This is a genomic window from Aquirufa sp. OSTEICH-129A (assembly GCF_054558355.1).
In genome coordinates this window covers 272,319-285,398 of the sequence record NZ_JBPXKC010000004.1, presented here as the reverse complement: position 1 = coordinate 285,398, position 13,080 = coordinate 272,319, and the positions used below count along the sequence as shown (strand labels likewise).

The window sequence follows — 13,080 nt, the reverse complement described above, 5'->3', positions numbered from 1 at the left end:
CCTATTTCTTAAGGAAATGTTGCTTGATGTATTTGGTGGTATAGCCAACCCGTTGGCTTATTTTTTCAATGGGTACCTGTTTACTTTTTAGATCTAATACAATCTCCTTTTTGATTTCTTTAATTAAGTCTAAGGTGTTTTTATCGTGTTTTTTCAATAATCGATTCAGGTGAACCCTAGAAATTTGGTAATGTTCAGCGATACTTTCTACGCTAATTAAATGCTCATTTTTTATCATGTCTTCCCTTATTCTTTCGGGAGTAATATCAGTTTTTGGCGCCTTATAATTTTCAGGTATTCCTTGATTTCTATATCGAATGAAAAGTATACTACCTAAGATAACTAGGATGGTAAATCCTAATGCAATTATCATGGAGTAATCTTCTTGGCCGTCGTCAATGATGGCAGGCTCTAAACTTGGTAAAACTTCATTGATTAGCTGTGGAAGATTTATTACATAAAGACCCTCAGTAGATCCAGCAAATATTCTTTCATTCCAGACGCTTAATGCTCTTTTATTGAATTCTACGTTTTCTATGATTTGAAATACCTCTTTGTTCTGATTATATAAGAAAAGCCCTTCAAAGCTGGTAAATAGGATATTATTGCCAATAAAGATGGATTGAATGATGTGTTTATGGCGAAAAAGTAGAACACTTTTTTTTGTTTTTAAATTGAATTCATACAGCCCGTCATTGCACGACAAAATGATTTGCTCGCCTTTGATGGTGATATCATAAATGGCGGAACCCATTTGTATGGACTCCAATTTTTTCTTGTTCAGATCATAGATATATAACTTTCCATTTGCATTTCCTAACAAAAGAAGATTGCCCATATTTTCCATATCATGGAAGGCAGAGGTATGGGTAATGACCTTTTTAAAGGCATTGTTGTTGAGATTAATAATTCCAATGGCATGGCTTGATTGGAAATAAGTTTGCTGGCCAATCTTTAGTAATTTTTTGAAATGTTGAATATCGGTATCAATGGGTAATCGAACCCACTGATTATCCATCAAACGATAAATGGGGTCAGAATTTAAATAATATTGCCCATTAATTTTATTGCATTCTCCACTGGAGAAATAGGTGCCAGGAATAGGTTTATTAGTAAAAACTTCACCGACGGTATCAATAAAAATACCCGAATAGGTGGCCACTACCCGCATCTTATCATCATTGTATATGTGGCGTATCGACTTCCCGCGATGTTGAATTCGATAGAACTTATGAATACGGTACTCCAGCAGGAGACCATTGTAGGCCAAATAATATAAGTTTCCGATGGTCGCTTGCGTCATATTATACTGGTCATAGCCAGGTAAAATATTAAGAAGGGATTTATGGTCGACTTGATGACTCTCTGGAAATTGTAAGGTGCTAAAAGTGCCAAAAATCTCCTGATTATCCGTCTTGCTGATCCAAGTAAATCGATCATTGTCTTTGGGCGTAAACTTTAACTCATCAAAACGACCTGAGTTGAATTTATATAGGTGATTATCTGTACGGACAATTAAATTCCGTCCATCTCCATCAATATTGGCGATTTTTTCAGGTAAAGAGTATGATTTGACAAATACCGTGTCTTGTGCCAAGCTTTGTAAGCAAAGCATCATCCCTAAAAGGCTCAAAAACAGATTTGTGTAAATTGTTTTCAGGAAAAAGTGCGATGTAAGGCTCATTTATGCAAAAGAATCAATATTTTCTCTAAAAGTAACATAAATTTACTTTTTAGTAACAAAATGAACTTATTTAGTACCTTAAAATAAAAAATAATTTACTCTTTATTTTTTAAATTTGTAGTTCGTAAATCACAAAAATGATTTCAAAAAAATTAGTTTGATTGTAGGAATAGATGTGAATCATTCTTTCATGATAATTTGATTAATTATTAGAGAAATAAGTAGAACACGGGTTACGTAAAGCTTAGACTTGCTTCAAGTCTAGGCTTTCTTGTTTTTAGCCATGTAAAAAAATTATTTGGATTGATACACATGGACCTGAGCATGCATGGTATACATTCGGAATCCTTTACCTTCTAGGAGGATGATATTACTGGATTCGTTATTCCCTATAATAGGGTTGTTTGGGTATTTAGTCCAATGAATGAGGTCTTTTGAAACAGCTACATTGCTAGACCATTCTCGCCAGTCTTGAAAAGCTGTGGCGTGGTAATAGCCGTAATAATATCCTTTATGATAAATCACTTGGTTCATAGCTACCCCGTATCTGTCATAGGCTTCTGGTCCTTTCTGTAAAACGGGTTCATCTTGTACATTAGTCCAATCGATTAGGTTTTTTGATTTGGCTAACCATATACCCTTGTCGTCTCTTTCATAAAATAGATAATAAGTGTCCTTAACGGCGATAACGCAGGGAGTTCCAAAGGCCCCTTTGTCGATGGCTTGTCCATTGCTTTTTCGAATTCTTAAGTTTCCCAACTCTTTCCAATGGGTTTTATTTTTCGACACAAGCAGGTGAGTTGTATCTCCTCTACCCTCAGCAAACATAAAATAGTTTTGACCTTTTTTAATGACAAAGACATCTTCAATCCATTGTTTAGGATTAATGGGATTAGCCTCATGCCTCTTCCACCGTATGCCATCTTGGGAGGTGGCATATCCTAATTTCTTGATCGGATTATTTTTGGAGTAACCTGTATACCATAAATGATAGCCGTCTTTTTCTTTAAGAATGAAGCCTCTTTCTCGGATTTGATCGTCCCAAGTAGCTGTGCCTGTGCCTGAAAAAATGGACTCTTTAACCATGGGGCTAAATTTTACCAAGGCATCAGGGAAGAGCTTTTGGCAGTAGGCTGGAAAATGAAAGATGAAGAGAGTCAGATGTAGAAGAATGAGCGTGTATCGTTTCATTTTGGTATAGAGTAGAGGGTTTCGCCAATTGAACCTGGCCATTTTATGCTATGGGAAAATAAAAAAAGTCACATGAACATCAGGTGACTTTTTTGCATTACACTTCATCAACAAACTAAATTCTTATAATGCACTTAAATTATATAGATTCTTTTTAATTCACAATAGCTGATTGGGGTTCATCACCAAAGCAAACGTGATTTTTTTATAAAAATTGTTAAAAAGGCTCATAGATTAATACAAGTATCAATATGTTCATAAAAATTTAAGGAAAAAGGCCTACTAAAATAGAGTAGGCCTTTTTCTTACCACCCTGGATTTTGACCGAGTTTAGGATTTGTAATGATATCTCCTGCAGGAATAGGGTACAAGTAATGTTTGTTTTCCCATTTTCTGACGATGTTATTGAACCAAGTTAATTCTCCAGAAGTGCCTTTTGAAAGCAATTGCGGATTTGCTTTTCCACTGATGAGTGGGGAAACTTCTACATAGGTTACCCCAGATACTCTAGCAGGTAGTTTTTGGTAAAAGGCTACATCCAATTTTCCATCCTCATTTAAATCCAAAGGAGTATCCAAGCTTGGCACATACATACCATTCCATTCCATTTGCATAAGTTCACCTCTTCTCCATCTGACAATATCATCAAATCGGAAACCTTCAAGGCATAATTCAATGCCTCTTTCTCTTCTAACCTCTAAAATGATTGGGTCAGAAATATTAGGGAAGTAGGTTGATTGAAGGTAAGTATCTATCACTTTTGGTAAGCTAGTAATACCGCCAGTAATACCTGCCCTTTTTCTTAATAGACCAATGGAGGCTGCCCAATCCCCATCTGTTAAAGTACCTAATTCGGCTTTTGCTTCCGCATAATTAAGTAAGACTTCTGCATAACGTATGATGGAAACAGAATTAATATTTAAATCTCTAGTATCATAATACATATCATCCAATGCCCATTTTATAGGTTGATACCCCGTAAAGGTATAAGAGAATAAAGGTGGAGCAGCTTCCAATACGCCATTATTTAAACGTTTGTAATCCCCAGAGCGGATGGTTTGTTGGAGACGTTTATCTCGGCCTTTTACTTCGTCTTTAAATAACATCGTTTTATATGCCGGATTATTAGTAAATGGTGTACCATCAATATTCAAATAGGTATTTATGAATGAACGAATAAAGTTAGCTTTATCACCATAGGTTCCTGAAGTCCAATACCAGTTACCATCGTTTAGGTTATTCAAAGCCAAGTCACAAACGGCGGAAAGTATCACTTCGGTTGCCACTGGAGCCGGATTAATGAAAACTTGGCGGTATGATTTATCTACTCCAGCACCATCGTATAATTTATAACCAGCCTCATCCATTACTACTTTGGCCGCAGCAGCTGCCTGGGTTAATAAACCAGCGGAGCTAGAAGCCAAATTTAGGTTAGTATGGTATTTTCTGAGTGTCCCTTCATATAGACAAACACGTGATTTGAAAGCAAAAGCAGCATATTTAGTTACCAAACTGCGCGTTCCCTCCGTTTTCGCCGTGATATTGGCACAAGCAAAATTCAAATCAGCAATAACAGAATCCATCACCATGACACGGGAATCTCTACCCTTAGTCAATAGTTCGGTATCAGAAACATCCAAAGGTTTATTGATCCAAGGTACATCACCAAAGCGTTTCACTTTTTCATAATAAAACCAAGCGCGAAAGAATCTAGCAATACCAATGTAATTGTTTCGAACTGCCAAAGGAATCTTGGGGTCGTTGCAGTTTTTAATGAAATAATTAATATTTCTTAGGTCAGACCAAGACCACCCTGAACTTACCTCTGCACTAAAGTTACCTGGCGTGATAAAAGCAGGGGTGTCTTTTCTGGCTAAATAGTCTGACATCGCATCGGCGCGATGCAAGTTTTTACCATTCATCATATTGTAGAATGAATTGGTATACAAAATTAGGCCGCTTTCACTACTGAAAATGGGGCCTTTGGTGGTCGTTGCCTCTGGAATTTCTTCCAAACTACACCCAAAAAATAAAATGGATGTGAAAAGTAGGCAGAAGATATAGTTAAGTTTCATGATCTTAAATTAAAATTTTAGGTTGCTTTACGGGCAGAGAATATTTTTTAAATCCTTGCTCATTAAAATGTAATAGATAAACCAAGTGTTACACTTTTCATCAATGGATAGTTATACCCATCACCTGAGTTTCCTCCAGGAGAGAATACTTGATCAGATGCTACGGCATTTTCAACATCTATATCACGAGTAATATTAAATAGCGGTGAAGCTGTCCAAATGTTTTCAGCTGAAACATATACTCGGGCAGCGGAAGAACCAATTTTGGACGCAATCTGATTGGGTAAATTATAGCCAATTTGGATATTTTTTAAACGGATATAACGCACATCCTGCATGTATTTGGTTTGAGGAGCGGATAAAGTTCCATTGGCATTACTAGCGATACGAGAAACATATCTTGGGAAGTAACCATTGACATTATCTTCTTTCCAAATATTACCTAATTGGCTTTTTGGAATATCTCCATAGGGTCTATTGTATTGCCCCCAGAATAAATTGGCCTCTCTACTTGGGTACCAATCTTGCTGTCCTACACCTTGGAAAAAGGCTGAGAAAAAGAAGTTTTTCCAATCAGCACCTAACATGATTCCATAGGTATAACGTGGTGTAGAATTTCCGATGATGGATCTGTCTCCTGGGTTACTTACCCGACTGGTACCAGGGGTAATTCTACCATCACCATTGGAATCAACAAATTTGATATCTCCTGGAAACCACAATCCACTGTTGGCACTTCGGAATAAATCTTGTTTAGCGCTTTTAGCAACATCATCTGCCGAAGTAAAATATCCAGCAGTGGTATAGCCCCAAATTTCGCCCAGTACTTGTCCTTCATAATAATCACTTAATAACTTTTGAGGATTATTGTACTTTTTTATAGTAGCTGTATAATCAGAAAGGGTTAAGCGAACATTGAACTTTAGAGGACTTGATCCCACATTGACTTGGTCATTATAGGATAGCAACATTTCCCAGCCTTTGGTTTCTAAGTCAGCATAGTTTCCTTTCGGGGCCGTTGCTCCAAATACCGCAGGCAAAGTTAAACCTACAGTAAACATATCGGTTGTCGTTCTAATATACGCGTCCGCATTAAAATGCAAGCGGTTATTTAACATAGATAAGTCTATTCCAACGTTTTTTGTCGTAGCTGTTTCCCAAGTTAAGCCTTCTGGAATCACGGTGGGATTCGTGGTAAACTGAGGTCTTTGGCCGTTTAAAACTAAACCAGATTGGGCGATATTAAATTGTTCCAAATAGGCATAGGAATTGATATTTCCATTTCCCAATGAACCATAGGAAGCTCTTAATTTTAAGTCTGTTATTAGTTTCTCAGGTACATTCCAAAATGCTTCTTTAGATAATCTCCATCCTAAGGAATAGGAAGGGAAGAAGGCGAATCGTTGATTACTAGGAAATTTAGAAGAGCCATCATATCGAGCATTCACTTCCAATAAATAACGGTCTTTAAATGAGTAATTTAAGCGGGAGAATCCCCCCATGATTTTCCATACTTCCCAGCCTCCACTTGTTACGATGGATTGACCTAAGGCCAAATTTATATCATTCGCTCCTTCAAAAATCAAACCATTTCGTTGGGCAGATAATCGCTTAAATCTAGATTCTTCGTAGTTATAACCTGCCATCACTTTTACATAGTGATCTTCATGAAAGGTATTTTCATATTCTGTATACAGGTTAGTTGTCATGTAATTCGTTTCCCTGTAGACGTCATTGATGAAATTGGTGGTCGTTCCCACATAGGAAATAACGCCTGGTTTTACGCTATATGGAACGGGTACTGCTTTGGTTCTATCGTTATTGTCAGTCGTTTGAATCGTAACATCACCTTTCACACGTAATTTGTTTTTGAAGAAATCAGCGGCAAAACCCGTCGTGTTTCTGAAAACACGCTTGTCGTTGTCAATTCCATTTTTTCCATAATAGAAATCCCCAATACTATAAGCTGCGGAAAACGATATAGTTCCATCTGGATTCAACATGGGTGACATGGGGTGACCCTCATCGGCTATATTTCTCCAAATACCGCCTCCTTCTCCCACATTGAGTGGGTTATGGTATTTCATGTTAGAGAATTGTGTAAAGTTGGTCACTTTTAACCAAGGATACAGTTGTACACTCCCTTTACCAGAAAAATTCAACATTTGATAGTCGTCTGAATTATATCTGAATAAACCATCCTGACCAAAATAGCGACCAGTTAATAAGTAACTCGCTTTATCGCTACTTCCTGAGATACTTAGGTTATGTTCTTTAGACGCAGTAGATTTTTTATATAAATGACCATAGTAATCTGTACTACCATAATAGACATATTCCCCTGTTACCGGATCAATCTCATAATCAGGTAAGCCGCCAACCTCTTTTCTTCGTTTAAATTCATTCAAGTAAGCCTGCGAGAATTTCATGGTTTTATTCACATTTTGAGGAAAACTACCTTGAAAGTTGACAAAGGACTCGGCAAACATGGAGGCAAAAGTGTAACCATCAGTTACCAAATCAGGTACAGCAATAGGGTTCTTTAAGGAATAATTTGAAGAATAAGTAACCGATGTTTTACCTTTAGTCGGATTTTTGGTAGTAATTAATACAACCCCAAATACGCCTCTAGCACCATAAATTGAAGCAGATGCTGCATCTTTTAATAAGGTAATGGTGGCAATATCGTTCGGATTTAAAAGGCTAGGGTCCCCTTCTACGTTATCTATTAACACTAAAGCATTGCCTCCCTGACCAATGGATGTGGTACCACGTATATTAAAACTAGGGGCTTGATTAGGTTTACCATCTCCCATTTTGATATTTAAATTGGGCATAACACCTTGAAGACCCTGATTTAAATTGGTTAATGGCCTATTATCAAATACCTCACTACTAACTTGATCTACTGCTCCAGTTAAATTGGCCTTTTTCTGGCTACCATAACCTACCACGACCACTTCAGTCAATAATTTGGTATCAACTTTTAATTTGATGGTGATATTAGTTTGACTTCCTACTTCTAATTCCTGAGGAATATAACCAACAAAAGAAAATGCAAGTATCGATTTGTCACTGTCGACATTGATTTTGAAATTTCCATTGATGTCAGTGGTCGTTCCACGTGTGCTACCTTTTTGGGTAACGGAAACTCCCGGAATAGGAGCGCCGTTTTCTTCAGTAACTTTTCCAGAAACTGATTTTTCAAACAGGGGTGCTACCACTGCCCAAGACGAGTGGACGGCTCCACAAATTAGGGCAAAAGAGAGAATACACATTCTCAGGTATGAGACAGCGGGTCTCATGGTCTGATTTTTTTTCATAAAGTTTAATTATTAGGTTGATTAGTTTTCCCTACCTCTGAAGATAAAAGAGGGGGGCTTAGAAATTTTGGTTAATTTTTTGGTGTAATTACTAGACCCAAATTACATAATAATAGTAAAAAAAAAAGAATTAGTTGGATAAATTTATTTTTGTGCATCATCTTGGTTAAGGTTTTCACAAAAGTGCCTTCGGAATTTAACTTGATGTTTTGGCATCTATTAAATTTCCATAAAATTAGCTCTAGGCTTGCGTCTAATTTTCTTCATCTAGATTAAGTTTTATTCCTCAAGAAAGCCTGTAAATTCGTTCTATAAATCTTGGATTCTATGTCAAATATTCAATTAATTATCGAGGAGAGAGCAGCCAGCATAGGTCAATTTATGGTGGGTCGTTTATTGCCATTTCGGCAAAAAAGGATGATAGGTCCATTTTCTTTCATTGACCACATGGGACCAACCAAGTTGAGTGAACGAGAGAATTTAGATGTGTTAGCTCATCCACACATTGGTTTATCTACTTTGACCTATCTATTTGAAGGAAGCATCATGCACCGAGATTCCCTAGGTTCAGCTTTAGAAATAAAACCGGGAGAGGTAAATTGGATGACGGCAGGAAGGGGGATTGTTCATTCGGAAAAAACGCCTGAGAATTTGAGGCATTCCGACAAAATATTGCATGGATTACAAATTTGGGTGGCTTTGCCTAAAGCATTAGAACAAATGGACCCTTCCTTTGTGCACATAGCTAAAGATGAATTACCTACCTGGACGGATGGGGATTCTCAATTTACCTTGATTGCGGGAAAAGCCTTTGGGAGAGAATCTGCCGTTCCTGTTTATAGCCCGCTTTATATGATTGAGGTTAAAAGTCAAGAAAAAACAGTGCTTTCTCTGGGTGATCAGCTTTATGGTGAATCTGGCATTTATATTTTAGAAGGTGCCCTGACTGATGATGAAAATACCTTTGGTCCCAAGCAATTGCTGGTAGCTAAAGACCAAAGCTTATGTACATTTACCATGGAGGCTCATACAACCATTTATATTTTTGGTGGAGAGCCATTTCCAGAAGAGCGATATATCAATTGGAATTTTGTTTCCAGCGATAAAGCCTTGATAGAAAAAGCCAAGGAAGATTGGAAAAATCAGCGCTTTGATAAAATTAAAGGAGAGGAAAATGAGTTTGTTCCATATCCTAGTTTAACGAATAAATAAGTTATGGGGAAAATCAGATCAAATAGTGGACCAGCTCCATTTCAAGTAGAAATTCATAGTGATTCTGGGAATCAAATACTAGCCGATGAGCCTCTGGAACTGGGTGGAGGCAATTTGGGTTTTTCACCCGATGAGTTAGTTAGAGCGGCCTTAGCAGCCTGTACTACGGCTACTTTGCAGATGTATGCCAACCGTAAAGGCTGGGATTTAAAAGAAGTGAATTTAGAAATAGATATGGTTTGGGATAAGGAGTTCAGCAAAACCACCATTCATCGAAATATTCAGTTGTCAGGGAATTTGGATGAAGCACAAAGGGAAAGATTGTTGAGCATAGCTAATATGTGTCCAATTCATAAAGTATACAGTCACCCCATTGAAATCATTTCTAATCTCAGTTAATCTTCTAGTAATTGTCCCAAAATCTGACCTTTGTTTTCCCAAACGAGGAAGGCCTGGTGGGCATTGAGGGCTTTCATTATTGGAAAACGACCAGGGCCTAAGGGCTTACTTATTCCAGTAGCATTCGACTGCAAAACAATTTGTCCCAAATGGCTCCAAATCATCCATTGACCTGAGGATAAAATGGCCGTGGAGGCATTTTTACCGGGACCCAGTAATTTTTCCTCTCCTTTGGTGCCTGAAATGTAGAGGTTTTCTGCTCTTCGCCAAACAGTGGCTATTTCACCTTGGGCTGTCCAGCTAAGACTGCCGCCATCCATCGGGCAAGCCTCCAAAACCCAAGTGCCCTGCCCTAATTTCTTAGCTGGCCCATAGCTTTTCCCTCCGTTTTTTGATTCAATCACATACATATCCCTAGAACCTTTTAACCAATTCCGAAACATAATAGCAATATGTTGGTCTTTCATGATGATATTAGGTTGACAGCATTCGCAAATACTGTTTTCTGGAGAGTTATAAACGAGTTGGTTTTTTTGCCATGATTTGCCCCCATCTTGGGAGCTGCTCGACATCAATTTGTTTTTATTGTTCCCCCGTAAATCCAACCAAATGACCGTAAACTGATTCTGGTTGGCAGCGATGGCATTAAAACCTTCCTTGGCAACTTCGGGAACATCATTAACTTGATTTTTTAACCAAGTCCCATTTTCGGTTTTTCTAAAAGCATAGACATTTCCTGCCCTATCGATGGCCGTAATGATGGTTTGTGATGTTGAACTGACAATTCTAGGTCCTCGAGAGGCTCCTAAGTGTAAACCAACTAAAGAATCAACCAAACTAGGCTCTGAAAAATGCTGCCCTTGATCCGAAGAAAAGGAATAATAAATCTTATTTTTTTGACCAAAAACCAATTCTATTTTTCCTGATGACCCTAGGCAAAAATCGGCTTGTTGGCCAGGTGTGTTAAACAAAGAAGCTTGTGCTACCAGAAGTGGGCTTATTAATAAACAAAGGAAGATTTTAAGCATGATATTACAGGGGGGAATTTGACAAAGAAAATTCAATTATAGTAAAATCGCTAATTTGGACAGAATGATTGATATTATTTTAATACTTTTAAAGCTTGAAATTTAGTGTAAATCAACCATCTATATGAGAAAAACCTATTTAATACTCGTCGGACTAATCTGTTCTTTTTCCGTTTTGGGGCAATCGATTGACAAAATCATCAACGTGAAAGAAGTGGAGCGTATCGAACGGTATTTAGCTTCAGATGAATTGGCCGGAAGAAAACCATTTACACCAGGAATAGAATTGGCCGCAACTTTTATTTCAAAGGAATTTGCCCAAACGAAATTAAAGCCTTGGGGGAAGTCCGCTTCTTATTTGCAAACTTTTCAGGTCTACAAGCCTAGCTTGAAGTCATTAAAAGCGACAGTCAATGGAGAGAATTTTGATGCCAAAAAAGTCGTGGTGATTGGTAAAGAGACAAAGACTCAAATTCGAGAAAGTTCAGCTTATGCTCAGGCAACAATAGCCAAAGGGGAAAATTTCTTTCAGTCGGCTTATCGATTTATATCGGGTAAAACTCCTACGGTGGTATGGGTAGATGAGGAATTTGCAGCCATGTTTGCCCGTTTGAGTAACCGTAATCTGCTAAGAGTGAGCCAAGTAAATGTAGCCTTTATTTTATCAAATAAAGCAGCAAGTACCTTCCATATTGAAGTTGAAAATGAAGTTACGCCCATGCCTTTAAGTAATGTAGTCGGTATCATTCCAGGTAAATCTTTGGCGCATGAATATGTTATCTTTTCAGGTCATTATGATCATTTGGGAGTGATGCCAAACCGTGCGGTAAAAGGAGATTCTATTTACAATGGGGCAAACGATGATGCTGCTGGCACCACGGGTATGATGATGCTAGCCAAGTATTTTAAGAAATGGAATAAAAATGAGAGAACCTTAGTGTTTGCAGCTTTTACTGCGGAAGAAAGTGGTGGATATGGGGCGTCCTATTTTTCTGAGCAGTTTGATCCAGCTTCCGTAAAAGCCATGTTTAATTTGGAAATGATTGGTACGGAAAGTAAATGGGGTAAAAATAGTGCTTACATAACAGGTTTTGAGAAGACGGATATGGGGGCTATTTTGCAGAAAAATTTGGAAGGAACGGGTTTTACATTTCATCCAGATCCTTATACCGATCAAAATTTATTTTACCGATCAGACAATGCCACCTTGGCTAGGTTAGGTGTTCCTGCTCATACGATTTCCACTTCTAAAATGGACAGTGAGCCTAATTATCATAAGCCAAGTGATCAAATTGAAACCTTGGATTTGGAGAACATGACGGCCATCATTAAATCGATCGCTTTAAGTGCCCAAACCATTATTTCTGGGAAAGATACGCCCAGTCGTGTGGATACTTCCCAATTGAAATAGAACCTTGAAACAGCTCATAAGTTTATGAAAATTACCTACGTAAAGAACTATGCCGAATTGAGTGAACTAGCTAGTCAAAGCATCATTCATTCAGTCAAAGAGAAACCTGATTTGTTATTTTGTGCTGCCACCGGTGGATCTCCCACTGGAATGTATGCGCACATGCATCAGGCACATGTGGCTAATCCAAGCTTGTTTTCTTCCATGAGAACCATTAAAATGGATGAATGGGGAATAATCCCATCTGAGCATCCTGATTCTTGTGAAAGTTATTTAAAAAAGCATTTATTAGGACCGCTGAATATTTCAGATGACCGATATATTAGTTTTGATACAAACCTTCCAAATTATCAAGCAGAATGTGATCGGGTTCAAACCATCATTGCGCAAGAAGGACCCATGGACATTTGTATCTTGGGATTAGGGAAAAATGGCCATATCGCATTTAACGAACCAGGAGAATATTTGCAAGCGCCTTTTCATAAGGCTAAGCTAGCAGAGTCAACCATCCAGCATGATCCTGCATTATCACAGGGTGCAGAACCAGCTTTTGGTCTTTGTGTGGGGATGGAGGGTATTTTGCAATCAAAGAAAATCATTTTCTTGATTACGGGTAAAGGGAAGCTGGATGCTTTTAAAACAATCATGGAGAAAAAAATTACGACGAGCTGTCCGGCTACATTCCTATGGATGCACCCTCATGTAGAGTGTTATGTGGACCAAGAAGCTATTTAAAAATTTAATACTAATTCACTTG

9 protein-coding genes are annotated in these 13,080 nt (G+C 37.9%); 4 read left to right on the top strand and 5 right to left on the bottom strand.

Annotated features, from left to right (window positions below; genetic code table 11):
* Position 1: 1 nt before the first annotated feature.
* From SKC36_RS09785 to SKC36_RS09770, 4 genes are all read right to left on the bottom strand, one after another.
* Entirely contained in the window at positions 2 to 1,618 is a 1,617-nt protein-coding gene (locus SKC36_RS09785) for a hypothetical protein (RefSeq protein ID WP_459465748.1), read from the bottom strand.
* A 360-nt stretch (positions 1,619 to 1,978) separates the two neighbouring features.
* Positions 1,979 to 2,770, bottom strand: a complete 792-nt coding sequence (locus SKC36_RS09780; protein ID WP_459465747.1) for a glycoside hydrolase family protein — start codon at positions 2,768 to 2,770, stop codon at positions 1,979 to 1,981.
* 410 nt (positions 2,771 to 3,180) lie between these two features.
* Positions 3,181 to 4,950, bottom strand: a complete 1,770-nt coding sequence (locus SKC36_RS09775) for a RagB/SusD family nutrient uptake outer membrane protein (RefSeq protein WP_459465746.1) — start codon at positions 4,948 to 4,950, stop codon at positions 3,181 to 3,183.
* Positions 4,951 to 5,012: 62 nt separating this feature from the next.
* Entirely contained in the window at positions 5,013 to 8,273 is a 3,261-nt protein-coding gene (locus SKC36_RS09770) for a SusC/RagA family TonB-linked outer membrane protein (protein ID WP_459465745.1), read from the bottom strand.
* Positions 8,274 to 8,600: 327 nt separating this feature from the next.
* On the opposite strand from SKC36_RS09770, the gene SKC36_RS09765 reads away from it, so the two are divergent.
* Both SKC36_RS09765 and SKC36_RS09760 read left to right on the top strand, forming a co-directional pair.
* The gene (locus SKC36_RS09765) at positions 8,601 to 9,485 is read left to right on the top strand and encodes a pirin family protein (RefSeq protein WP_459465744.1); all 885 of its coding nucleotides are present in this window, start codon (positions 8,601 to 8,603) and stop codon (positions 9,483 to 9,485) included.
* Between the two features lie 3 nt (positions 9,486 to 9,488).
* Complete coding sequence (locus SKC36_RS09760; protein ID WP_459465743.1) at positions 9,489 to 9,884, top strand: OsmC family protein; 396 nt, start codon at positions 9,489 to 9,491, stop codon at positions 9,882 to 9,884.
* On the opposite strand, the gene SKC36_RS09755 is transcribed toward SKC36_RS09760, so the two are convergent.
* Positions 9,881 to 10,912 carry a sialidase family protein gene (locus tag SKC36_RS09755; RefSeq protein ID WP_459465742.1) on the bottom strand — a complete coding sequence of 344 codons (1,032 nt, stop codon included), beginning with the start codon at positions 10,910 to 10,912 and terminating at the stop codon, positions 9,881 to 9,883. The genes SKC36_RS09760 and SKC36_RS09755 overlap by 4 nt on opposite strands.
* Positions 10,913 to 11,036: 124 nt before the next feature.
* Between SKC36_RS09755 and SKC36_RS09750 the strand changes: the two genes are divergently transcribed.
* Positions 11,037 to 12,323 (top strand): M20/M25/M40 family metallo-hydrolase, encoded by a 1,287-nt coding sequence (locus SKC36_RS09750; RefSeq protein ID WP_459465741.1) that lies wholly within the window; start codon positions 11,037 to 11,039, stop codon positions 12,321 to 12,323.
* Between the two features lie 24 nt (positions 12,324 to 12,347).
* A complete protein-coding gene (locus tag SKC36_RS09745) occupies positions 12,348 to 13,058 on the top strand; it encodes a 6-phosphogluconolactonase (RefSeq protein WP_459465740.1) in 711 nt (236 codons plus the stop codon).
* The last annotated feature ends 22 nt before the right edge of the window (positions 13,059 to 13,080 follow it).

Coding starts and splice junctions, on each gene's coding strand:
- SKC36_RS09785 (WP_459465748.1), bottom strand. CDS start 1,618: ATGATGCTTTGCTTACAAAGCTTGGCACAAGACACGGTATTTGTCAAA.
- SKC36_RS09780 (WP_459465747.1), bottom strand. CDS start 2,770: ATGGTTAAAGAGTCCATTTTTTCAGGCACAGGCACAGCTACTTGGGAC.
- SKC36_RS09775 (WP_459465746.1), bottom strand. CDS start 4,950: ATGAAACTTAACTATATCTTCTGCCTACTTTTCACATCCATTTTATTT.
- SKC36_RS09770 (WP_459465745.1), bottom strand. CDS start 8,273: ATGAAAAAAAATCAGACCATGAGACCCGCTGTCTCATACCTGAGAATG.
- SKC36_RS09765 (WP_459465744.1), top strand. CDS start 8,601: ATGTCAAATATTCAATTAATTATCGAGGAGAGAGCAGCCAGCATAGGT.
- SKC36_RS09760 (WP_459465743.1), top strand. CDS start 9,489: ATGGGGAAAATCAGATCAAATAGTGGACCAGCTCCATTTCAAGTAGAA.
- SKC36_RS09755 (WP_459465742.1), bottom strand. CDS start 10,912: ATGCTTAAAATCTTCCTTTGTTTATTAATAAGCCCACTTCTGGTAGCA.
- SKC36_RS09750 (WP_459465741.1), top strand. CDS start 11,037: ATGAGAAAAACCTATTTAATACTCGTCGGACTAATCTGTTCTTTTTCC.
- SKC36_RS09745 (WP_459465740.1), top strand. CDS start 12,348: ATGAAAATTACCTACGTAAAGAACTATGCCGAATTGAGTGAACTAGCT.